This window comes from Salinicoccus kekensis (genome assembly GCF_900220995.1).
In the GTDB taxonomy this organism is placed as follows: domain Bacteria; phylum Bacillota; class Bacilli; order Staphylococcales; family Salinicoccaceae; genus Lacicoccus; species Lacicoccus kekensis.
In genome coordinates this window covers 72,040-94,395 of the sequence record NZ_OBQF01000001.1, presented here as the reverse complement: position 1 = coordinate 94,395, position 22,356 = coordinate 72,040, and the positions used below count along the sequence as shown (strand labels likewise).

At 52.5% G+C, this 22,356-nt stretch carries 19 protein-coding genes; 3 read left to right on the top strand and 16 right to left on the bottom strand.

Annotated elements, in window-relative coordinates; genetic code table 11:
* Positions 1–54: 54 nt before the first annotated feature.
* The 5 genes from CRN96_RS00415 to CRN96_RS00395 all read right to left on the bottom strand — a co-directional run bounded on the left by CRN96_RS00415 (position 55) and on the right by CRN96_RS00395 (position 5,811).
* Positions 55–726, bottom strand: a complete 672-nt coding sequence (locus CRN96_RS00415; protein WP_179647058.1) for a hypothetical protein — start codon at positions 724–726, stop codon at positions 55–57.
* Positions 727–922: 196 nt separating this feature from the next.
* Complete coding sequence (locus tag CRN96_RS00410) at positions 923–3,049, bottom strand: hypothetical protein (protein WP_097038047.1); 2,127 nt, start codon at positions 3,047–3,049, stop codon at positions 923–925.
* Position 3,050: 1 nt separating this feature from the next.
* Entirely contained in the window at positions 3,051–4,457 is a 1,407-nt protein-coding gene (locus CRN96_RS00405) for a glycosyltransferase family 2 protein (RefSeq protein ID WP_342745129.1), read from the bottom strand.
* Entirely contained in the window at positions 4,454–5,416 is a 963-nt protein-coding gene (locus CRN96_RS00400; protein WP_097038046.1) for a hypothetical protein, read from the bottom strand. Before CRN96_RS00400 ends, CRN96_RS00405 begins: the two co-directional genes overlap by 4 nt.
* Positions 5,413–5,811 (bottom strand): response regulator, encoded by a 399-nt coding sequence (locus CRN96_RS00395; protein WP_097038045.1) that lies wholly within the window; start codon positions 5,809–5,811, stop codon positions 5,413–5,415. Before CRN96_RS00395 ends, CRN96_RS00400 begins: the two co-directional genes overlap by 4 nt.
* Positions 5,812–5,922: 111 nt before the next feature.
* Here CRN96_RS00395 and CRN96_RS00390 point away from each other — a divergent pair, with 111 nt between their 5' ends.
* Entirely contained in the window at positions 5,923–7,008 is a 1,086-nt protein-coding gene (locus tag CRN96_RS00390) for a GGDEF domain-containing protein (protein ID WP_097038044.1), read from the top strand.
* A gap of 191 nt (positions 7,009–7,199) precedes the next feature.
* Here the strand turns inward: CRN96_RS00390 and CRN96_RS00385 are convergent, their stop codons facing one another.
* The 5 genes from CRN96_RS00385 to CRN96_RS00365 form a co-directional block, all read right to left on the bottom strand.
* Positions 7,200–8,639 (bottom strand): APC family permease, encoded by a 1,440-nt coding sequence (locus CRN96_RS00385; RefSeq protein WP_097038043.1) that lies wholly within the window; start codon positions 8,637–8,639, stop codon positions 7,200–7,202.
* Positions 8,640–8,727: 88 nt separating this feature from the next.
* Positions 8,728–9,720 (bottom strand): FecCD family ABC transporter permease, encoded by a 993-nt coding sequence (locus tag CRN96_RS00380; protein WP_097038042.1) that lies wholly within the window; start codon positions 9,718–9,720, stop codon positions 8,728–8,730.
* Positions 9,713–10,681: a FecCD family ABC transporter permease gene (locus tag CRN96_RS00375; RefSeq protein WP_097038041.1), complete on the bottom strand. Its 969-nt coding sequence runs from the start codon at positions 10,679–10,681 to the stop codon at positions 9,713–9,715. The genes CRN96_RS00380 and CRN96_RS00375 overlap by 8 nt, the downstream gene beginning before the upstream one ends.
* The gene (locus tag CRN96_RS00370; RefSeq protein WP_097038040.1) at positions 10,682–11,491 is read right to left on the bottom strand and encodes an ABC transporter ATP-binding protein; all 810 of its coding nucleotides are present in this window, start codon (positions 11,489–11,491) and stop codon (positions 10,682–10,684) included.
* Between the two features lie 18 nt (positions 11,492–11,509).
* Positions 11,510–12,427, bottom strand: a complete 918-nt coding sequence (locus CRN96_RS00365; protein WP_097038039.1) for an ABC transporter substrate-binding protein — start codon at positions 12,425–12,427, stop codon at positions 11,510–11,512.
* A gap of 116 nt (positions 12,428–12,543) precedes the next feature.
* On the opposite strand from CRN96_RS00365, the gene CRN96_RS00360 reads away from it, so the two are divergent.
* Positions 12,544–13,560 (top strand): NAD(P)/FAD-dependent oxidoreductase, encoded by a 1,017-nt coding sequence (locus CRN96_RS00360; protein WP_097038038.1) that lies wholly within the window; start codon positions 12,544–12,546, stop codon positions 13,558–13,560.
* A gap of 182 nt (positions 13,561–13,742) precedes the next feature.
* Here the strand turns inward: CRN96_RS00360 and CRN96_RS00355 are convergent, their stop codons facing one another.
* From CRN96_RS00355 to CRN96_RS00345, 3 genes are all read right to left on the bottom strand, one after another.
* A complete protein-coding gene (locus tag CRN96_RS00355) occupies positions 13,743–15,089 on the bottom strand; it encodes a cytochrome P450 (RefSeq protein ID WP_245844503.1) in 1,347 nt (448 codons plus the stop codon).
* 77 nt (positions 15,090–15,166) lie between these two features.
* A complete protein-coding gene (locus CRN96_RS00350; RefSeq protein ID WP_097038037.1) occupies positions 15,167–16,177 on the bottom strand; it encodes a WD40/YVTN/BNR-like repeat-containing protein in 1,011 nt (336 codons plus the stop codon).
* A gap of 162 nt (positions 16,178–16,339) precedes the next feature.
* The gene (locus CRN96_RS00345; RefSeq protein WP_245844502.1) at positions 16,340–16,855 is read right to left on the bottom strand and encodes a hypothetical protein; all 516 of its coding nucleotides are present in this window, start codon (positions 16,853–16,855) and stop codon (positions 16,340–16,342) included.
* 166 nt (positions 16,856–17,021) lie between these two features.
* Here CRN96_RS00345 and CRN96_RS00340 point away from each other — a divergent pair, with 166 nt between their 5' ends.
* Positions 17,022–18,431: an aldehyde dehydrogenase family protein gene (locus CRN96_RS00340; protein WP_097038036.1), complete on the top strand. Its 1,410-nt coding sequence runs from the start codon at positions 17,022–17,024 to the stop codon at positions 18,429–18,431.
* Positions 18,432–18,650: 219 nt separating this feature from the next.
* On the opposite strand, the gene CRN96_RS00335 is transcribed toward CRN96_RS00340, so the two are convergent.
* The 3 genes from CRN96_RS00335 to CRN96_RS00325 all read right to left on the bottom strand — a co-directional run bounded on the left by CRN96_RS00335 (position 18,651) and on the right by CRN96_RS00325 (position 22,266).
* Positions 18,651–19,256, bottom strand: a complete 606-nt coding sequence (locus CRN96_RS00335) for a YdcF family protein (protein ID WP_097038035.1) — start codon at positions 19,254–19,256, stop codon at positions 18,651–18,653.
* 124 nt (positions 19,257–19,380) lie between these two features.
* Positions 19,381–20,805: a Na+/H+ antiporter NhaC gene (gene nhaC, locus CRN96_RS00330; protein ID WP_097039606.1), complete on the bottom strand. Its 1,425-nt coding sequence runs from the start codon at positions 20,803–20,805 to the stop codon at positions 19,381–19,383.
* Between the two features lie 246 nt (positions 20,806–21,051).
* Complete coding sequence (locus CRN96_RS00325; RefSeq protein WP_097038034.1) at positions 21,052–22,266, bottom strand: CynX/NimT family MFS transporter; 1,215 nt, start codon at positions 22,264–22,266, stop codon at positions 21,052–21,054.
* Between the last annotated feature and the right edge of the window lie 90 nt (positions 22,267–22,356).

Below are 22,356 nucleotides of genomic sequence, written 5' to 3'. Positions count from 1 at the left end.
AAACCCTTCTGCAGTACCCTTAAATAAAAGACACCGGGACAATCATCCCGGTGTCTATTTGTCTTCAACCGCATTTTTCAAATCTTCTATCGTGCCGTCCGCCCGGTTCAGGTATTTGTCGCTGTTCTCCACATGGATGGCGAGCAGCTCATCATGCAGCTCATAATCCGTGCCCTCGTAGATCGACTTGAATTCGATCAGTGCGAGTGTGCGGTTTTCGATCGCCATGGACAATTCCTCGATCGCCGACTCGACGTTCTCCATATCGGCATCGGCGACCGCCTTCGGCACTTCCAGGTTACTCAGGTCCTGTTCAAGGTCTGAATACTGTGAATGGATCAATTCGATCTGGAGTGCGACTTCTTCGAGCTGCTTCGCTGTCAAATGCTCTTCATCATCCTTGATGATATCGGCCTGCGTGTTCACCAGCGTCCGGTACAGATGACTGAAACTGTCCTCCCAGATCATGCCGACACTGTACTGTACGCCTGAAAGCTCCCTGATGAAGCGTTCCCGGCCGCTGATATCCGGTTTCTCATCCCCGGCATGGACCGCCTGATCGAGTCCGACCGCCGGTGCAGATTTTTTATCGTTGATTTTCAGGCCGGATCCGTCCTCCAGGACGAAATCGGTGATTTTATGTACTTCGTGGGTATGGACTGCGTTCATCTCGTTTTCGGTGATCGCCGCCTCGTCCCCTTCCCGGCCGCATCCTGCAAGACCCATAAAAGCCAGCAGTGATAAACATATTCTCTTCCGGTCATTCATTATGATTGCTCCCTCATGATCAGAGTTCGTGCATATGTTTTCAGAACGTAATTATTGTAACACATCTGTAATATAAATAAAACACTTTTATTGTAAGCGTTTACATAATCCCGGTCAATAGAAATAATGATGCCCCGCCGGAGCGGGGCGGAAATCATTCAATTTCGCCGAATGTGTCCTTTAAAATGAAGTAGGACTGCTTCAGGCGCTCTTCATATGCGGGGAGGTCCCAGCCTTCCCATTTGTACATCGACATCTCCGGAAGTTCGCCGTCCACCGTTCCCGGGAGACTTGCTTTGGTGCCGTCGCCGGTCAGTATGACACCCGCTTTGATGCCGTCGATATCGACGCTGGCATCGAGACCGTCCTTGACGATATCGCCGATGAACTCACGGGCGGACGGGTCCCTCGCCCCGATCAGCATCCATGGGATGCGTATCTCAAGCACGCCGTCCTCCCGGTTCCAGTAATAATCATTCAGGGAATCGTACCCTTCAGCTTCAGGATTCGCAATGCCTTCCCGGAGCAGCCCCGTCTCGTAGTACTCGAACGGGAGTATCTCGTCGAGGTGCGGCAGATAGATTTCCTTGCTCAATGCATAACGGATCGGGTTGTATTCCCCTGAATCCTTCTCCGGCTCACCTTCTGCATCGATCATGCCGAGCCCGTGGCCGTACTGGACTTTGAAGAAATCGTAGTAATCATCGACGACAATCCTTGATTCATCATTGATGCGGATGATGAAATCCACCGCATCAGCCGTTTCAAGGCCCCTCGCTTCATGATTCCCCTGCCCCGGCACGATATCGAGCGGTATTTCGATGTCGCCGGTGAAGCCTGGATCATGTTTCACCTTGAAGTATAAATACCGTTCATCATGGTCCATCGCAAATGACTTGATCATCCCGTCATCTTCATACATCGGATCTTCTTCCCAATCGCCCGCATCACCGTCGACGCCGATCTTATGCGTATCGAAGCTGAGCAGGCCGAACTGCTCCTCGTTCGTCTGCGCATTCGACCAGTACGGGCGGGCATCCGGGTTGTCGTAATCCATCGTGTTCCATGTCCGCTTGAACCATTCGTCCTGCCATGTGAACACGAGTCCGCCCATCATGCCTTCGTGGATGATATCCTCAAACATGCTGGACACATATTCACCCTGCTCCGTTTCGGAAATAAAACCCTGGTTCCAGCCGAAAGGGTTCCGGTGCGTCATGCCGCGCGAGGCCGGCAGTCCGAATTCTGCGATGAGCACCGGCAGGCGGTGCGCCTCATGCAGATCGCGCAGGTAGCCTGCATAGTTGTTCTTCTCGCCCCGGTGGTCGACGTATTCAATGTACTCCGGTTCATGGTTCAAAAAGTCCGGATAATATGGATAGACATGGTACGAGGCGAACTGCCCGACATCGGCCATCATACCTTCAGTGTGGATTTTATTCGGATCCACACTCACCACATCCTCCATATCGGATGAATCCGCCGGATGGTCCAGAAGATCGGTCGTCACCCAGTTCGTGAAGCTCATCGGGCGCAGCGACCCGTAATTTTCATGGTCGTAGGCCGTCGCAAATTCCATCTTTTTTGCGAGCCAGTGCTCGAAAGGCCCAGCATCCTCCGTACTGTAATAGACGCCGTCGAACTCATCCGTACCGGCATGCTTTTTATTCGTCTCCATGACGAACGGCGGGAACCATTCCACACCGAGCATCCAGCTGATCACATATTCTGATACGTCGGCTTTATACTTCCCGTGCGCCTTGCCCGGCGTCTCCGGGATATCCGCATTGCCGTGGACCGCATCGATGATGTGCCGGATGTCGGTCTCGAATTCCTCGTTAAGCTCTTCCTCGAAAGCGTCGAGGTCGGCGTGCATCTTATCCTCATCCGCCCAGAATCCGTGCATGATGTACACCGGCGCCTCCGGGTGGTCTTTATTGTAATCCTTCAGTGCCTGATAGAAGCCCGGCGGATGCAGCGTGTAGACACGCACGGTATTGGCGTTCATCGCGCCGATCATTTCGAACCAGCGGTGATACTCATCCTCCGTGATCGCCGCTTCACCGGGGAAATGCCCGGGCTTCGCCATGCCCATATTCACGCCCTTGATCGTGATTGGTGAAAAACCGTCCGAAGAATTCAATTCAATCATGCCGTCATGCACTCTGGCCGGCTGCATCTGATGCGCCTCCCTTTCAGTTTCCGCAAATACTGTGAAATAAGTGATTAATCCTGTGATGATAAGGACAAGCGGTATAGTGAGCCATAATGTCTTCTTCATATCATGTACCTCTGCCGAGACCTTTACGCTCCATATTGCCCCACTCCTGTTTCTTGGTGAAGAAGCGCACCATGCCTTCCAGCCTGAAGAGTATCATCATCGGGCGGTACCAGAATGATTCGCTGAGTGACATCGCGACGAGCTTCAGTATGCTCTTCGGTTTTGCGTTGTTGTGCGTCGTCCATGACTCGATCATGAGCGACAATGTCGAGAAGATGGAGCCGTAGACGACGAATGTGAGCAGCAGGAGCGCCGCGATCTCCGTATTGAGCGTGCCGGTCAGGAACGCGATGATGATGTATGCGTAACCCGCGAATTCGACGAGTGCGCCGAATGCCTCAAAGAGCCAGAAATACGGCATCGCGATGAAACCGATGCGGCCGTATTTCGGATTGAGCGCCATATATTTGTGCCTCCAAAGGCTCTCGAACAGCCCCTGCGCCCAGCGGCGCCGCTGCCTTCTCAGCACTTTCGCTGACGTCGGCGCCTCCGTCCAGCACACGGGGTCCGGCACGAATTCAATCCGTTCGTCCGATCCATTTTCACGTATCCAGCCGTGGACCTTCACAACGAGTTCCATATCCTCGCCGATGACATCCGCGGAATACCCGCCGACATCGATGACGATCCGTTTATTGAAGATGCTGAAGGCGCCGGAGACGATCAGCACCATGTTGAAGCGGCTGAAGAAGATGCGCCCGAGCATGAACGCGCGCAGATACTCGACGATCTGCATCAGCACCATCGGATGGTTGCCGAGCGCCCGGGGTTCCATCGCACCGAAGTGGATGTCGTTGCCGTTTGCGATGCGGACGTTGCCGCCTGCTGCAACGACCTGGCCGTCGGATGTGATGATCGGCTGCATGACGCGGAGCAGCGAGTTCCTGTCCAATATTGAGTCTCCGTCGATCGAGCAGAAATACGGATAGCGTGCATAGTTGATGCCTGCATTCAGTGCATCCGCCTTGCCGCCGTTCTCCTTCTGGATGAGGAAGACGTTCGGATGGAGCGTCGAACGGTGGACGGCCGTCACGCGCGCCGTCTTGAGGTCGGCCTGCGGCGTCCTGTCGGAAGGTGTCATTTTGAACGCTTCCATGACGACTTCGGACGTACGGTCCTTCGAACCGTCATCGATGATGATAATCTCCGTTTCCGGGTATCTGAGCGTGATCAGCGAGTGCATCGATTCGATGATGCCGAGCTCCTCGTTGTATGCCGGCACCAGAATGGAGACGGGCTTTGTGAAGATGTTCATCTGCATCTCATCTTCAAGCGCATCCTGGTCGAGCCGTTTCTCACGTGCCAGTGTGAAGTAAGCCACCGCCATCATAAAAATATAAAACACGATTACAAGCAGCATATAGGCGATGATCAAGATTCCTAATATATCCGTGATGGTGCCCATCATTCCGCCACCCCCTGATTCATGACCGCCGGCTGGAAATATTTCAATGACCCGAGGGCCGCACTCCGCACAAGCGGATGCGGATCCGCCGCACATTTTCTCAAGCCCTCGATGCTCCCATCACCGATATAGGGGGCGATCCGGCAGACGAGCATGCGCTCCGTCCAGACGTTTGATGTGAAGCACTTCATGTAGCGTGCCGGATCCTCGATGATGCCGCGCGTCTGGACCGCCTTCAGCGTGCGGATCCTGATCTCGGCATTGTCATCTTCAAGCAGTGATTCCAGCCACCTGCCGGCATGAAGGTTCCCCGTACGGGAAAGCCGGTCGATATATGCATACTTGCCGGCATCCGGCATCACGGCATAGAGCGACTGGATATTGTATATCCGGTCATCGTCGAGCCGTGTGAAGATTTTCTTATAGTCATATTCCGTCAAATCCTTCTTGGCCAGGAACTTCGTCCTGAAGGCGTTCATGTCGAAATGGGACAAATAGATCAGGTAACGGAAGAACTCAAAGCGTGTCATGCGGGCAATCCGGCGGTCATCATGGAAATCCGTAAATCCCGACACCCCGAAATCGGAAAGCCTCGTCAGCGCATTCACCCTGTGTGCCCAGAGCGGCGACTTCAGCTCACGCCTGTAATCCGCAGAAAAATTCTCCTGTGCATATTCGGAGATGCGCTTTTTTATTTCCTCAGAATGGCCGTTATGCAGGAATGAGGAGAAAATCCGTTCGATCGCCATGCGCTGATGGCGCTTGCTACGGTCGTATTCGGGCGCCGGCGCCCCGTAGTACAGATGGTCGAACCAGGCATCAAAATGATCTTCGATATATGCATCCACCGCCTCCCGGCGCTTCTCGCGGTAGACTGCGCGCCAGATGGTGATGCCGATGAGCAAAGCGAGCAGTACGGCGAGCACAATGATGATCGTCCAGACGATTTCCGTGAGTGTCATGCGAGATCACCCCGGATAATCCGGCGTCTGACGAGCGCCTGGAAGAGCCCTAGGTTGAACGGTTTGGTGAAATAGTTGTCCACGCCGGCGTTGACCGCATAAATCATATCCGCTTCAGTGTTCGCCCGTGTCATGAAATAAATGACCCCGGTCTTATCGTATGTACGGATATATTTCGCAAGCTCGATGCCGCTCTTCTTCGGCAGGACATCATTGATGATGTATATGGTGCGTCCGCCCGACTTCCGGGCGTCCTCCATAAAGGCAAATCCGTCGTTATGGGAATGGATGCGGATATCGTGGCCGGTTTCAATATCCCCGATTGTGCGCAGCAGGACTTTCATGAACAGTTTATCGGATTCGACAATATGAATATTAACTGTGTTTTCAGACAATATATCACCTCAGGTGTTTTAATGTATTGATATTATCATATTACACCTTTATACTGGTTTTGTAAGCCATTACATAATATTTTGCATAAAATTTTTTAGGAGGCGTTTGCCTTGTTCCTGCAGATGTTCACCCTGGTGTGTGTCCTGATTGCATTACAGTACATTTATTATCAGATAAAATGGCGGCTCGGCTTCGCCATGATGAGCACGACCCGTGAAAAAGTGCTGAGTGGAACCGTCAGCGGATTTATGGCCATCATATTGAGTTTTTACGCAATTGAGACGCAGTTCGATATCACTTTCGGTCTTGGAATCACGGCACTCCTGATTTGCCTGGTATACAGCGGCAGGGTTTCCTTCATCATCGGTGCAGTCATGTTCGGAATCTGGATTTATGCCCTCCCCTACCATTCGCTCATCTTTCCCATCGAAACCTATATATGGGTCGGCATCCTCTTCATCATCATCGAGACGCTGTACAAGGGTTCAAGAGTGGAGTTGAAAGGGCTGTCATCACTCGTCGTCCTGGCCTTCTTCTTCTTTCTGCACATCTACTGGATCAGCGGGGAAATTCCATTCGCAGTCAGCACGACCGCCTTATATCTCACGCTTACAACGGTCAGCCTGCTCACCGGGATCGGCATCATCCGCTATCAGCAGGAATTCGTGAAGAATGTCCGCCTTCTTTCGACTCAGGCCACCCATGACGGCCTGACGGGACTTTTGAACCGCCGCTCATTCGATGAAGTCATCAAACAGGTCGATACGACTAAGGAATCCGCCCTTCTGATGCTGGATATCGACCACTTTAAAAGTATCAACGACACTTACGGCCATCCTGCAGGCGATGCCGTACTCAAGGCGACCGCCGACGCATTGAAGAAAACCTGCACCGTAAAAGAGACGATTGCCCGCGTCGGCGGCGAGGAATTCGCCGTCATGGTGAGGGATGCCGACCTGAATGGTGCTGTGGAGATGGCCGAGCGGGTACGCGCCGCCATCGAGTCCCTTAAGGTGAAAGTCGATGACGATATCATCACACTCACCACCTCGATCGGTGTCGCAACCTACCCCTCCCAGGTTAAATCAATCGCTGACCTCTACAGGCTGGCCGATGAACACCTCTACATCGCCAAAAAACTCGGCCGCAACCAGGTATGCTGCGAACGGAAACAGTCATCAGTCATTGTCGAATGATCCATTCCTCCCCTGCGCATGCTCGTGACCCGCGCGAACATGTGATGGAAGCTTTAATAGGTACTCGTCACGTCCACGAGTTCCTGCAGAAATCCCATTAGGTATTCGTCACGCCCACGAGTGCCTGTTAACCACTCTCTCCCCTAAATTTTCCAACAAAAAGAGCGCCCGCAGGCGCTCAACTCATCAACCTATTCTTTTTTACCGTTATCCTGTTTCAATATCAGGAAGTCCAGCTCTTCCTTGGTCATCGCATTAATCTTCTTAAACTGTGTCATGAAGAATATTGCGCCGAGCAATATCCATGCACCGAGTGCGATGTAGGACGGCACGGACAGTGATGCCGGCGATCCCGGATAGAGCAGCAGCACCAGGAACACGACCGAGATGATCGCACCGAGCACGCCGAAGACCGTATAGACCATGTTCTTCTCCACGCCGTTCCTGAAGAATTTCACCGCCACCAGGCTGGTCGCAAGGAATGCGATCGATACGCCGACCGAGGACATGTCCACGATCCAGCTCAGTGCCGTACGCCCGAGCCAAGGGGCCGCGAGCGTCACGATCAGGACGAACCAAACCGCAATATACGGGGTTTTATTCTTCGGGTGGATCTTCGCAAAGATTTCAGGTACGAAATTCGCACGTCCGAGGGCGAAAATCAGGCGTGATGAGGATAAATAAAACCCGTTCAGCCCCGTGAACACCCCGAATGAAATCGCGAACGCAAGCAGCGTCATGCCGATGCCGCCCATCGATGAATTGATGACGGAACCAGTCACCCACATCGCGCCGTCGATTGCGTTCTGATCAGCATAGATCCATGAAGTGATGAGGATCATCGCAACATACGTCAGAATTGAAGCGATGATGCCGAAAACGATCAGCTTGAACGTCTTCTCGGCCGGGAACTTGAATTCCTCCGCCGCCTGCGGGATGTTATCGAAACCGACGTACATCCACGGTGCAATTGCGACAATCAGGATGATTGATGTCCAAACGCCGTTTTCGGCGTTGAACAACGGCTGTGCATTATCAAACGAAAAGTCCCCTGCAAAGAATGATGCTGCGAACAATCCTGCAACGACGAGCCCCATGAACAGGCAGAAAATGAACTGCAGGTTACCGGATAACCCCGATCCTTTCGATGAAATGTAGGCGAAAATCACAAGTATCAGCGTGGATAAAATCACTTCCATAATGTAGACATCCCAGCCGGCGATCGTATACAGGTAGCCGACTTCGAGGACATCCGGCAGTACGAATTTGAATAAAAGACTGAATGCACTCGCGTTCAGGGCGACGATACATATGTAACCGAGCACGAGAAACCATGAAGCGATGAAACTGAAATATTTTCCAAAACCTGCGTAGGTGAAGGCGAACTCCCCGCCCGAGACCGGGAATTTTGCGGTCAGTGCACCGTACGCCACGGCGATGATCAGCATCAGGAGCCCCCCGATGGTGATTCCGAGCGTTGCACCGAGTGTGCCCGATGAATTCAGCCAGTCGCCCGGCAGTATGAAGGCACCCCAGCCGATGGACGAGCCGTAGGCCACAGCCCATATGAAGCGCTTCGACATTGTGTTGTCAAGCTCCTGCCTCTCTATTCCACTTATACTTTTCTGCATGATTCCAACTCCCAATAAATTTGATTAACTTCTTATACCCCGTTTACATCATACTATAACCGGAGACATGAAAAAACAGCGGGAAAGTTTATACTTTCCGCGCCGTCATAAGGAGATATATGAAGTACGGTCCGCCGATCAGTGCGACGACAATCCCCGCCGGAATGATCAATGGTGCAAGCAGGAGCTTGCCGATAAGGTCGGAGACGCTGAGCAGCAGCGCCCCGATTCCGAGCGTGCCGATGAAGACGAATTTCATTTCCACTTTGAATAAAAGTCTTGCGATATGCGGCGCGATCAGGCCGATGAAGCTGATGGCACCGGCGACACTGACCGCAACGCTTGAGAGCATCGCCGCACAGATGATCAGGAGCACCTTTTCGACGTTCACGTTCATGCCGAGCCCGCGGAGTGTATCATCCTCCAGGTTCAGCATGGCCATTTCATTGATTTTCATCCAGGCGAAGACGGAAACCACTAAGATGTACGGGAGTATGACCACGACGAATGCCCATGTGTCCCCCCAGATGTTCCCGGCGAGATACTGGTTCAGCATCGTCATCTGCCTGTCATCGAACGTTGAGGTGAAGACGTACAAAAAGCCCGTCACCCCCATCGCAACCGCGATCCCGATCAGTATGAACATGTTGCTGTTGAAGCTGCCGCGCACGAAAGAGAGCACGAACACCAGAAGTACCGTGATGAGCCCCGCGATGAAGCTCATCACCGGCAGTGCATACAGGTTGTTGCTGCCCCCGACGCTTACGAACATGAGGAACAGCACAACCCCGAACCCGCTTCCCGCATTGACACCGATGATGCCGGGGTCGGCGAGCGGATTCCTTGAGATCACCTGAAGAATCAATCCGCTTAAGGCGAGTGCCGCGCCGCAGAGAATGGTGATAATAACGCGGGGCATCCTGAATTCGTAAAACACGAGATTCACATCCGCCCCGGCCCGGCCCATAATTAAATCCAAAAGATCGCCGGGGCTCAAGCTGAACGTGCCGGTGACGAGCGTCAAAACGACGGTCACCAGGAGCAGTACGGTAATGATGACCAATTTCAAAGGATTACGCATATTTCCGCCCCCGCGTCCTGATGATGTAGATGAAGAACGGCAGTCCGATCATCGCGATGATGGCGTTGACCGGCGTTTCATTCAGCATCCGCGCCGCCATATCCGACAGCATGAACAGCGCCCCGCCGAAAAGCCCCGTATAAAGAATCGTCCAGCGGTGCATGTACCCTGCAATCATCTTCACGATATGCGGGACAAGCAGGCCGAGGAACACGACGTTCCCGACGATCGCGACACTCATCGATGCAAGCAGCACCGCACATACAAGCGTGATCACCTGGTACATACGCTGGTTCTGCCCGAGCGAGGCCGCCATCTCCTCGCCGAATAAAAACACATCGAGCTCTTTTGACAGTACATATAATATCACGATCACCACGGCCGCAACCGGGGCGATCACCCCAAGCTGTCCAAGTGATACCCCGGCCGCACCGCCGCTCGTGAAGAAAGCAAGATACTGGCCGAGGTTGTTCGTGATCACGAGGAAATCCGTCACGGCATATAAAAACAGTGAAATCCCCGCACCCGCAAGTATAAGGTGGATCGGGGACCTGAATCGTGTCACGAATAAAATGATCACGCCGACCACGAGCCCGCCGAGAAACCCCGCTGTAAGCATCGCTGCAAAAGACAATACCGGAAGCACGAGCGTCGCTGCGACAATCGCGAAATTCGCGCCCGCGTTCACGCCGAGTATGCTCGGCTCGCTCAGATCATTATGCGTGACCGTCTGCATGATGAGGCCTGAAATGCTGATCATCAGTCCCGCCAGGAACGCGGCAACGACCCTCGGCAGGCGGATCTCATAAAGGATGCCGCCGGCCCGGTCAAGCTCACCGCCCGGAGACAGGGTGTCCACCACTTTACCTAACGAGTAATTCTCGACCCCGAACATCATGGCGGCAAAGAAGGATACGCCGACGAAAATGCATAGAAGGAGAACCAGCCAGCCATCTTTCATTTAAAGTGCCCGCCCGTTCACCGTCCGGCAGAACAGCTCATAGTCCGAGAGCACCGGTTTCCCCGTGACCGGGTCCGTTGTGATCCTGCCGTTGATGTTGAAGACTTCATTCAGTATGTCATTCGTCAGGACATCCGCCGGTGTGCCGCATCTCACGATCTCACCGCGGTTCATCACGACGATTTCATCCGAATACTTCAGCGCCTGGTTGATGTCATGCAGAACCATCACGACCGTCTGACGGGTCTTTTTATTCAAATCCCGAATAATGTTCAATGTCTCCAGCTGATGGTGGATATCGAGGTAGGTCGTCGGTTCGTCGAGCAACAGCACGTCCGACCCCTGGGCAAGGAGCAGACTGATCCACACGCGCTGCGCCTGGCCGCCGGACAGCTCGCTCATCATCCGGCCGCTGAATTCATCCGCACCCGTTTCCCGGAGCGCCCAGTCGATGATTTTGTGATCGTCAGCAGTGAGCCCCTGGAACCTGCGCAGGTACGGATATCTGCTGAAGCTCACAAGGTCGCGCACCTTCAAGTCATACTGCAGCCGGTTCTTCTGCGAAAGTATCGCGACCTTCTTCGCGAGTGCCTTCGATTTCATGCGGCGGATGTCGAGGTCGTTGATGTAGACCGATCCCTCACCCGCCTGGATGATGTTCGACACCGTCTTCAAAAGCGTCGATTTGCCGCAGCCGTTCGGTCCGATGATTGTCGTGATCTTACCGCTCATGAGCTCCAGGTTGATGTTCTTCAATATATCCTTCTTATCGATCGTCAAATCCATATTTTCAATCGTCACACTGGTCATACAACCACCTGCCTGTATTTATTCGGTCAGCGCATCCACGATGAATTCCCGCTGATGCTCAAGTGAATACGGATCATTATAGTAGAAAGTCGGTGAATCAAACTCGATCACGCGGTTATTCTGCACCGCATCGAGCTCTTTCCATACATTGGTGTCGCGGTATGCATTGTCCGCCCCGGAATCCCCCGTGCCGACGAACATGAAGTCACCCGCATACTTGTCGATCTCTTCAGCCGAGATGTTCTTCCAGCCCGTCTCGACAACATCCGCTTCGACCGCTTCCGGCACATCCAGGCCGAGTTCCTGATAGATAATTTCCGTGCCGCGGCCCCAGTTCGTGCCGTAAACGTAGATGTCCTTCGCATACTGCTCGATCACGCTTGCACTCACGTCGGTGCCGACCGCTTCTTCAACGGCCGCCCTGTCTTCAGCAAGCTTGCTTTCCCATTCAGCCATCCACTCAGAAGCCGCCTCTTCGTTGCCTGTGATGCTGCCGAACTCCTCATGGATGTCCAGGTAATTCCATTTTTCATACTGCACCGGAATCGTCGGTGCCACCGTTTCATACTTCTCAAGATTCTCATCCGTTTCAAAAGCGATGATCAGGTCCGGATCGAGGTTCATGATCTGTTCGATGTTCCCCTCCTCGATCATCTCAACATCTTCGGTCATCGGCTCAAGCACTTCACTCTGCGTGACGACCGTATGCGCCCCGACCATGTTCGCATCAAGATGCTTGAAATTGCCGAAGTAGCTTGATGCCATGACGACGATGCGTTCCGGCTCTGCAGGGATTTCAATCGTCTCCCCCGCATCCGTCGTATACTCCCGCATTTCGGCAGTGCCGCCGTCATCGTCACCCGTCGCTTCCCCGCCGCATGCCGCGAGCAGCGAGGCAAAAATGATACCTGCAAATAAAAGACCAAATCTATTCATATGTACACACTTCCCTGATTTTTTATTTAAGCGCTGATTATCAATTGATAATCATTCTCAATGTAGTTATAATAAAACATATTAAGTGAAAATACAATCCAAAAGGGGAAATATAAATGAGAGTTTATGACACGCTGATCGTCGGTGGCGGCCCGGCCGGCCTTTACGCTGCATTTTACGCAGGCCTCCGCGGCATGTCGGTGAAACTGATTGAGCATCACGCGGAACTCGGCGGCAAGCTCAACATATACAGGGAGAAGTTCATATGGGATATCGGCGGCATGCCGGCGAATACGGGGGACGCAATCGTCCGCCAGCTGATCGAACAGGCGTATACTTTCGGCCCCGACGTCTCCACAAGCACGACGTGCCACGATATTACAAAGGAAGGGGATATCTTCAAGACCGAGACTTCAATCGGCGGTTTCACATCAAAATCCGTCATCATCGCAACCGGCCTCGGCATCTACTCACCCGTGAAACTCGATATCGACGGTGCCGAGAAGTTTGAAATGTCGAACCTGTATTATACGGTGAAGGATTTGAAGTCTTTTAAGAATAAAGAAATTCTCATCTCCGGCGGTGGCAACACCGCAGTCGACTGGGCGCATGACTTGAGCGGCATCGCAGGCTCCGTCACGCTCGTCTGCCGGAAAAGTGAATTGAAGGGACATGAGGCGATGGTCGGAAAGCTCGATGAGAAAGGCGTCCGTGTGGTCAAGGGTGCTGCGATCGATAAGCTCACGCCGAACAGCAGCCAGGATGAAATTCAAAGTGTGAGACTCTCCGACGGCACTGAAATCAAAACCGATGCCGTCGTCATCAACCATGGCTTCGATGCCGACTGTGAATTCGTCAAAAGGCTTGGGCAAAATCTTCCTATGAACGAACATCAGATGATTGAGACCGAGAACACCGTCGGCACCGGCATCCCGGGTCTTTATGCGTGCGGCGACCAGATCACCTACGACAACCGGGTGCATCTGATTGCGAGCTGCTTCCCGGAAGCGGCGATGGCCGCAAATTTTGCGAAGCAGTACATCAGCGGCGGCGAAGCGGCGGATGAAGCCATCGTCTCCAGCCATAACGAGAAATTCTCGGAGATGAATGAACAGATGATCAGCCGGATATAAAATGAAAAGGGGCTGGCACCTAAGTCCTTAAAAAATTATAAATTGAATGAATGAGACGAAAAATCCGTACGTTTGACTCCCAGGGGAACAGCATCTGCGCAAGACTACAGGCTTGCGCGATGCCCCAGGAAAGCAAACGTACGGATTCATTTTTTCATATAAAGTTATGTCTCAGCTCCACCTTATTCAGCGCTGTGCTTCACCACGGTCGGACTCTGCTCGTCCATCTTCAGATCTTCGGCCGCAACACCGGTGCGCTTCACATTGTTGATGATGAAACCGCTTTTCGGGAAGGCCGGGATCCTCGTCATATCATACTCCAGATCCTGGTTCGGCACGTCGTAGGTCATTGATTTGGTGATGTATTCGAATGTGGAGCGCATGACCATGACTGTGAGCCATTCGCCTGCACAGCGGTGGCCGGCATAAAAGTCACCGCCGCCCTGCGGCACAAACGCGAACGGACTCTCGTCCCAGTCCCTGAAACGCTCCGGCTTGAATTCATCAGGGTCCTCCCATGCATCGGGATGCCGGTTCGTGCCGAACAGGTCGAGTATGACCATACGGTTCTTCTTGAACTTATGGCCCTTCCATTCAAATTTGTTCTTCACTTTTGCGACCATCGCCGGTGCGAAAGGATAATAGCGGCGCACTTCCTGGGTGAACATCTTGCTGTAGGACTTATCGGATTTCAACTTCTCCCCGACGCCCGGATGCTCATGGATCGCGAGCAGGCCGAACGCGACAAAATAAGCGGCTGCAATCAGCGGCCGGTAGGCATTGTTCAGATCCACCGCCGCCGAATGCAGATCGAGCGGCTTGCCGTCATTTTCGGTATGGTGCGCCACAATGTAGAGCGGTGTGCTCGGGTGTGCATCGAGTTTGCCGGCACGCACTTTCTTGATGAGCTGCTTCAGCCATTTTTCATGGCTTTTCCTCGATGCCATGCCCGACGTGAAACTCGCAGCCGTCCTCGCAACATCCGAACCGCCGAAGTCGACCATGTCCACAAGCTCGTCGACTCTCTGCTCGATGTCCTCCCCTTCAAGCGGGAGCCCCGCCCAGCGCATGCCGGTGACGCCGAACACTTTCTGTATCTCATCGAGTATCACGACTTCGGACTGATTTTCCCATTCCGCCGCCCTTTTATCCAGTTCCTCCACGGCAATCCGCTTCATGTCCTCCAGCCGTTCCGGCGTCATCATGGACAGGATCATCCGCTTGCGCTGCCTGTGGTCTTCACCATCCAGGCCGTGGACGCCGCCTTCACCGAGCAGCGAGCTCTTCAAAGGTTTCGGCATGGCACCTTTACGCTTGAACTTCGATTCATCGTAGAATATTTCAGCCGCTTCCTCCCCGGCGATGCAGATCGCTTTCCTACCGAGCAGGCGCGTCTTAAATATGTCGGACTCCAGTTCTTTCCTGCGGTCGGGTATGAAATTGAACCCTTCCTGCATTAGATCGAGTGTGTTGTCGACGCCTTTGTCACGTGGGATGGGGTTTTTGACTTTCACAAATATCAGCTCCATATTGAAATTTACTGAACATTTAAACAGTCCATTTCTACACTTTTACCCATGCGGAAACCATATAAACTATAAAGCCGTCAATTCACAAGGACCGCATCGATGATTCGCAAGTTTTCAAGGGCCTTCGGCCAATCCATTTCAGCCTTTTTGAACGACATCCCGGCATCTTTTGAAATATAGAGTCCAGTGTTGTTCAACGCGTAGAATACACCCTTCTGCGTATCATCCGTCAAAAGTGCAAAAACTGATGAACCGTCCGGCTCCGGCAGGCCGTCATCGATGAATGTCCATCCGCCTTCACCCGTCCTGCGCGCTATACGGGTATGCGCCCGTTCCGGCAGATATGCCTGGTAAGGCCCATTGGCGACCGAGGCGAGCAATGTATCCGGATTCCCCGGGTCTGCCGCAACATCCACCATGTAAGTGTATCCGCCAAGCCCTTCATTGAACTTCTCCCAAGTATCACCGCCGTCTTTGCTTTCCGCGAACCCTTCGCCCGCCGCTTCGTAAATCCGGCCTGCCACATACGGGTGCGCCTCGAGGGAGTGGCTGTCATGGTGCGACCCGGGCTTCCGGTCCTCCCAGGACTTGCCATTGTCATTACTCCTCATCACGCCGCCGAGTTCTATGCCGACGAAAATCCGTCCCGCTTCATGGAGGTCCAGCTGGATTGTCCGCACATGATGCGTTTCAGGCCTTGGCGGGAAACTCCATTCCGGCTCGGAAGGGAGTTCCAGCAGTGCCGGCGAATCGGTCCACGTCATGCCGCCGTCCTCCGAACGGTACAGCATGCTCGGCTCCGTCCCCGCCCATATCACACTGAATTCACCGAGCTGTTCGGTCCTGCTCACGGCAAGGCTCATCACCCTTGGATGCAGCACGTCTGCACCACACTGCTGCCACGAATTACCGCCGTCGTCACTTGCGTGGAGTCCTTTATTGAAAGTGCCGGCATACAGCCGTCCGGAGACTTCATCATAAGCGACGCTCCGGATGTCCTCCGGCCCCTCGATCTCCTGAAGCGTCCATCCATCATCTTCAACCGCCTTGTAAATCGTGTTCTTCGCTGCAAAATATATTGAAACCATTTGAACCGCCCCTTTGAAAGTTGATGTACTACCCCTATACCCCGTCTGAATGCAAAAAAGCACAGCCGGCGGAGGCTGTGCTTTCTCATTTATATATTAGGCTTTTACTATTCGCTTGGTCTTCCACTCTACCCGAATTTACAGATAATATGCATGAAATCATTAGGAACCGGAAATTTTCCTGCTGTTCTTTATATTGTCGTAAAATTTTTCAAAGCAGTAGAAATGCCTCGGATTGACGTTACGGAGCACATGCGTGCGACGTGCCCCTTTGTCGTTTTGGACTTTGAAATACAGTATGCCCGCTTCATAGTCCTGATCCGTCATCCCCTCGATCACGAGGAGTTCAAGGTCATCCACTTCGGAGAACGGAAAATGGAAGACTTCCCATTTGAAGTCGGACTTGTTCAGCGTCGAGGTATTGACCGTCACGATCTCATCCTCCAGAAGGAAATAGATGCCGACGCGTGTGAAGTCGGTGAGGCATGTGCCCATGCAGTGGGCATCCTTCCCTCTGTATGTCTCATAGTTCTCATGAACTTTAAGGTACTGGTTCGCACTATTCATGAAGTCATATTCCTTCCCCTCCAGCTCATACTTATGTGACAGCACCTCTTCGATCGTCTTCGGCAGATTGATGTTGTCGAGATACTCGTTCAACACTTTATACTGGATCATGGCAACCCCTTCTTTCGTGACCTTTATTATGTAACTGGAAACTTTCTATACTGTACCCTGTAAAGAAATGGAATATGCATCCTGTCATGTTTTTTAAATCTGCGTGAAGGGTAGATTAAGAACAAGCGGAATTTACGACTCAACATATATTCAGGAGGAGATTTTTGTGAAAGAGTATCAAATTTACTACGACGGCAAGTGGCAGGATTCCGACTCAGGCGAATACAGCGAAGTGGAGAATCCCGCGACGGAGGAAATCATCGCAAAAGTTCCGAAAGGCAGCCACGAAGACGTTGATAAAGCGGTGGCCGCAGCCAAAAAGGCATTCCCTGCATGGAATAAAACATCTCCAAAAGAACGTGCAGAGTACGTCAGAAAGATAAAGGACGGCATCGAAGCGAAGAAACAGGAACTCGCTGACACGATGGTCGCAGAACTCGGCAACTCGCAGACGTTCTCGGAAGAAGGCCAGGTGCCGCTGTCGCTGAAAGAGATGGAAGCGACTCTGGATGATTTCGATAAGCTGAAGTTCGAAGAGGAAATGGACGACGGCACGATCCTCCAGAAGGAAGGTTTCGGCGTCGTTGCGTGCATCACGCCGTGGAACTACCCGCTGAACCAGATTCAGAGGAAGATCACCCCGGCACTCCTTGCAGGCAACACCGTCGTCGTGAAACCGGCGAGCCTGACACCGCTCACCGCCATGATCCTCACTGAAATCATAGATGAAATCGGACTGCCGGACGGTGTGTTCAATATGGTGACCGGAAGCGGCGGCGACCTCGGCGACTATTTGACGAAACACGAAGATGTATCCGTCGTTTCATTCACAGGATCCACTCCGGTTGGTCAGAAAATGTATGAAAACGCAGGTTCGAACATCAAGAAACTCGTACTTGAACTCGGTGGAAAATCACCGCTCGTCTATCTGAAAGGCGGCGACCTGGACCAGGCGATCGACCAAGCGGCGAAGACCGTCATCAACAACCAGGGCCAGAGCTGTTCAGCCCTCACCCGCCTGCTCGTGCCGAAAGACCAGCTCGATGAAGTGAATGAAAGAATTAAGGAATACTACAAAGACGTGAAAATCGGCGACCCGACCGATTATGATACCGATATCGGCCCGCTCGTCGACAAGAACCAGATGGAAACAGTGCTCGATTATATCGAAAAAGGCAAGGAAGAAGGCGCGGAAGTCCTCGTCGGCGGCGGCAAAGTCGACAGGAAAGGCTACTATGTCGAACCGACCGTCTTCACGAATGCGAAGAACGATATGACCATCGCACAGGAAGAAATCTTCGGACCTGTCCTCACCGTCATCCCATATGAAGATGAGGACGATGCGATTGAAATTGCGAACGATACCGTATACGGCCTCTCCGGTGCAGTCACCGGACCAGACTTCGATACGGCACTCAAAGTTGCGAAACAACTCCGCACCGGCAACGTCTTCGTCAACGGTGGTGACCGCTCACCGAAAGCCCCGTTCGGCGGCTACAAGCAATCCGGCCTCGGACGCGAAAACGGCCTGTACGGTGTTGAAGACTACCTTGAAGTCAAGGCACTATTCACTTAAAACTGGATGAAATAGATCGACCCTGGGATGGCATGGCCATTTCAGGGTCTTTTTTATGGGTAACAGGTATTCGTCCGGCTCACGAGTTCCTACAGGAAGTTTAACAGGTATTCGTCCGGCTCACGAGTTCCTGCAAGAAGTTTAACAGGCACTCGTCCACTCCACGAGTTCCTGCAGGAAGTTTAACAGGCACTCGTCCGCTCCACGAGTGCTTGCAGGCTAAACTTGAGCATCCCCATCATCCGGAATATCTATGAAATGATACAGCCCCAGCCGGTATCCCCACATTTTCACATACTCCCTGAACCAGATATTAGTCGCATAGCTCAGTTCATACCACGGATCCCCGTCCGCACTGAGTGCAGCGACATATGTAAAATCAAATACATCGTCATAATGATTGCTGTTCACACGGTCATAAATCAATTTCGACCGCTTCAAATGGTAATCGCTCGTCACCACAAGCGCACTCTGGAAATCATGTGCCTCCATAATGTCCATCGTCTCTGTCGCATTGGTGTAAGTACTCGTTGCAACCAATTCCTCAATAATTGCACCCTCAGGTATGCCGAGGTCCAGTGCAAACTGCACGGACTGCGTATAATATTCATCCAGTGCAGGTGAAATGACGACATACTCGGAATACCCTTCATGATACAGTTCCGCCGCCTTCACCATCCTGCCCCCGTCACCGCCGCCGAGCATCAGGATCACATCCGCCTTTTCCGGTGCATCACTCCGCCCGTGGTTGAAACTCTCGGCAATGGATACCGCCGCAATCACCAGGATAATTCCTACTATAACAATGATGATTCTTTTCTTCATCTTCATACACCGATCTTTCAACTAGTTTTCTCAGATTCATCATAGCACGTCAAGAATCAAATATATTAAAAACTTCCAGTTCCAATAAAAAACGCCCTCCCTCACCGGAAAGGCGTCCCCTGCCTTAAATCTGAAAATCTTCTTCAATATCCTCATCTTCCTTATCCATCTTAATCATCGTGAATCCGGTCAGCCCGTACAACAGAGTGAAGATTGGCGTGAAGAATGCGAGGAACAGGAATGGCAGGAAAGTCAGCGGTGCCACCCCGAGTGCTGCCGCTGCGAATATCGCATTACCGTTCCAGGGGATTGCGACCGCGCCCTGGGTGGAGGTATCCTCCATCAGCCTCGATAAGTTCTGGGGTTTCAGCCGTTGTTCTCTGTATAACGGCTTCAGCATCGTCCCGACGAGTGCGATCGATGCACTCGCTGTGCCCAAAATCGCCGTGCCGATGTAGCTCGCCACCATGGAAGTCGGCACCAGAGTCTTCACGGAATTGACGCGGCTGAAGAACGTATCCAGGAATTTCTGGAGTATGCCGGATTCCTGCAGCAATCCGCCGAGCCCCAAAGCGAACAGGAACAATGCCAGAAGATTGAACATGCTGGTGATGCCGCCCTGCGTCAGCAGTGAATCGACCGCTTCAATACCGGAGTCCACTGCATAGCCGTCATACATCGTGCCCAGCGTTTCTGTAATGCCGGCACCCTGGTAAAAAATCGCGACCAGTCCGCCGAGCGCCGCACCGATGAAGATGGAAGTGACCGGCGGCTTCTTCAAAACGAGCAGCAGCAGGACCACAGCCAAAGGAATCAAGGTCACCAGCCCAAGATCATAGTGCGATGCGAGGAATTCGGTCATCACTTCTATATTCGAAAGGCTCCCGCCCTCCTGTCCCCCGTAATTCAGGCCGAGCACGATGAAGACGATGAGCGTCAGTATATAGGCGGGCATCGTCGTCCACAGCATATGTTTTACGTGGTCCATCAAGTCCGCTTCCATTATTGCCGCAGCCAGGTTCGTACTGTCTGATAACGGAGATATCTTATCACCAAAATATGCACCGCTGATGATTGCACCTGCAGACATGCCGGGAGGCAGACCGAGACCATGGCTGATGCCCATCAAAGCCACACCTGCCGTCCCCATCGTCCCCCAGGAAGTTCCCGTAGAAACTGAGACGATCGTACAGAAAATCAAAGCAGTGGCAAAAAAGTACCCCGGTGAAATCGACTGGATGCCGTAATAGATCAATGTCGGCACAGTGCCTGATATCAGCCATGCCCCAATCATGGCCCCGACGACAAGAATGATCATGGAAGGCAGCAGTGCTTTTGCCATCATCGACAGCATCGCGGACTCCAGTTCCTTAAAAGTAAAGCCCAAATATAATACGAACGGTATTGTCGCCATTAATGTAATCAGCAGCATCAGTTCGATGGACGCATCGAACACAATTACACCGCCCATGATCAGAACGATAACCATAATCATCACAAACACAGAGTACCAGATTGATGGCGTCTTTCTCTCTTTCTTCAAATCCATCATCCCCTTGAAGGTATTCGAATACACACAATTTTCCCCGACTGTTAATATTCATATACCCTGTGCGGGATGATTTAATTTACAGAATATTAAGTATATTAACTAATAAAATAAACCCCACACCTTGTCCCGTAATCGAGACTCCATTAAACGGCTAGTACCACCTCGTTTCGCGATCGAGACTCCATTAAACGGCTAGTACCACCTCGTTATGCAAACGAGACTCCGATAGAGCAAGCATCAAGCCTACACCTTATCCTCCAGCTCATCCTCTATATAAAATTCCCTGGTCGCAATCACACCCGCCGCACAGAACAACGCAACGATGATGAGATAAGAGAACAGCGCGGGGGTCCATGTGCCGGTCGCATCATACAGATAACCCATCAGGAATGGTCCGATGGCTGCAAGCAGGTAGCCGATCGACTGGCCGAATCCGGAAAGTGAGATGCTTCCGGAATCTGTCCGTGCCTTCAATGAGAACAGCAGCATGCATGTGCTGAAGGCAGCGCCCGTACCGAAGCCGATGAAAATCATACTGATGACGAGGAATGCAAATGACTGTGCAAACAACAGCAGATATCCGGTCAGCAGCAGTCCGGTGATGGCAAAAACAATCGTTCGCTGGTTGTCCACCCGGCTTGCGAGTATAGGGAATAAAAACGTCATCGGCAGCTGGGCGAACTGACAGAACATGAAGAGGTATCCGGCAGTTTCAGCCGACATCCCCTTCTCCATCAAAATGGACGGCAGCCATGCAGCATTCGTGTAGAACGTCGTCGACTGGAGTGCGAACATGATCGCAATCGCCCAGGCCATCTTCGACTGATGAATCTTCCGTCCCGGCGCACGCTCCACCTTCCGTACCGCCGAACGCATCTCTCCTGCACCTCGCAGCTGTGGGATCCAGACGATGAGCGCCACAACACCGAACGCGATCCATATCGTGAGCGACAGACCGTAACCTCCGCCGATCTCCGCAAGCGGCACACTGAATCCGCTGCCGAGTCCAGCAGTGAGGTTCATCGTCGAACTGTAGATTGCGGTGATGAATCCCATCTGAAGCGGGAACTTCCATTTGGCATAGCTCGGCAGCGTCACATTGCCGACACTGATGGCAACCCCAAGCAGGACAGTCCCGATCAAGAACCATTCAAGTGTCCCAAGTGTCCTTATATATAATGAAGCAATCAGCAAAATGATCGCATAGAATATCGTGACCGGCATCGTGAACTTATCGACGGCCTTCGAGACAAACGGGGACACCGCCGCAAAAGTGAGCAGCGGAATCGTGGTGAGCAGACCCGCCACCGTATTCGAAATCAGGAGATCCTCCCGGATGTCGCCGATCACCGGCCCGACCGCGGTGAGCGGTGCACGGAGCATTGCAGCCACCGCTATGATGCCGATGACGAGGGGGATATTGTCCCGGAGTTTCTGAGGTTGTTTGACAGCCTGCATATGCACACCACTTTCACTTTATGTATTACTTTAAAACTATATCTTTTCCCGGCCGTTTGCAATTCTTTCCGGAATAAAAAAAGAGATGCC

Coding starts and splice junctions, on each gene's coding strand:
- CRN96_RS00380 (WP_097038042.1), bottom strand. CDS start 9,720: ATGCGTAATCCTTTGAAATTGGTCATCATTACCGTACTGCTCCTGGTG.
- CRN96_RS00360 (WP_097038038.1), top strand. CDS start 12,544: ATGAGAGTTTATGACACGCTGATCGTCGGTGGCGGCCCGGCCGGCCTT.
- CRN96_RS00415 (WP_179647058.1), bottom strand. CDS start 726: ATGGGTCTTGCAGGATGCGGCCGGGAAGGGGACGAGGCGGCGATCACC.
- CRN96_RS00400 (WP_097038046.1), bottom strand. CDS start 5,416: ATGACACTCACGGAAATCGTCTGGACGATCATCATTGTGCTCGCCGTA.
- nhaC (WP_097039606.1), bottom strand. CDS start 20,805: ATGGATTTGAAGAAAGAGAGAAAGACGCCATCAATCTGGTACTCTGTG.
- CRN96_RS00365 (WP_097038039.1), bottom strand. CDS start 12,427: ATGAATAGATTTGGTCTTTTATTTGCAGGTATCATTTTTGCCTCGCTG.
- CRN96_RS00345 (WP_245844502.1), bottom strand. CDS start 16,855: ATGATCCAGTATAAAGTGTTGAACGAGTATCTCGACAACATCAATCTG.
- CRN96_RS00335 (WP_097038035.1), bottom strand. CDS start 19,256: ATGAAGAAAAGAATCATCATTGTTATAGTAGGAATTATCCTGGTGATT.
- CRN96_RS00405 (WP_342745129.1), bottom strand. CDS start 4,457: ATGATGGGCACCATCACGGATATATTAGGAATCTTGATCATCGCCTAT.
- CRN96_RS00355 (WP_245844503.1), bottom strand. CDS start 15,089: ATGGAGCTGATATTTGTGAAAGTCAAAAACCCCATCCCACGTGACAAA.
- CRN96_RS00325 (WP_097038034.1), bottom strand. CDS start 22,266: ATGCAGGCTGTCAAACAACCTCAGAAACTCCGGGACAATATCCCCCTC.
- CRN96_RS00410 (WP_097038047.1), bottom strand. CDS start 3,049: ATGAAGAAGACATTATGGCTCACTATACCGCTTGTCCTTATCATCACA.
- CRN96_RS00350 (WP_097038037.1), bottom strand. CDS start 16,177: ATGGTTTCAATATATTTTGCAGCGAAGAACACGATTTACAAGGCGGTT.
- CRN96_RS00375 (WP_097038041.1), bottom strand. CDS start 10,681: ATGAAAGATGGCTGGCTGGTTCTCCTTCTATGCATTTTCGTCGGCGTA.
- CRN96_RS00370 (WP_097038040.1), bottom strand. CDS start 11,491: ATGACCAGTGTGACGATTGAAAATATGGATTTGACGATCGATAAGAAG.
- CRN96_RS00385 (WP_097038043.1), bottom strand. CDS start 8,639: ATGCAGAAAAGTATAAGTGGAATAGAGAGGCAGGAGCTTGACAACACA.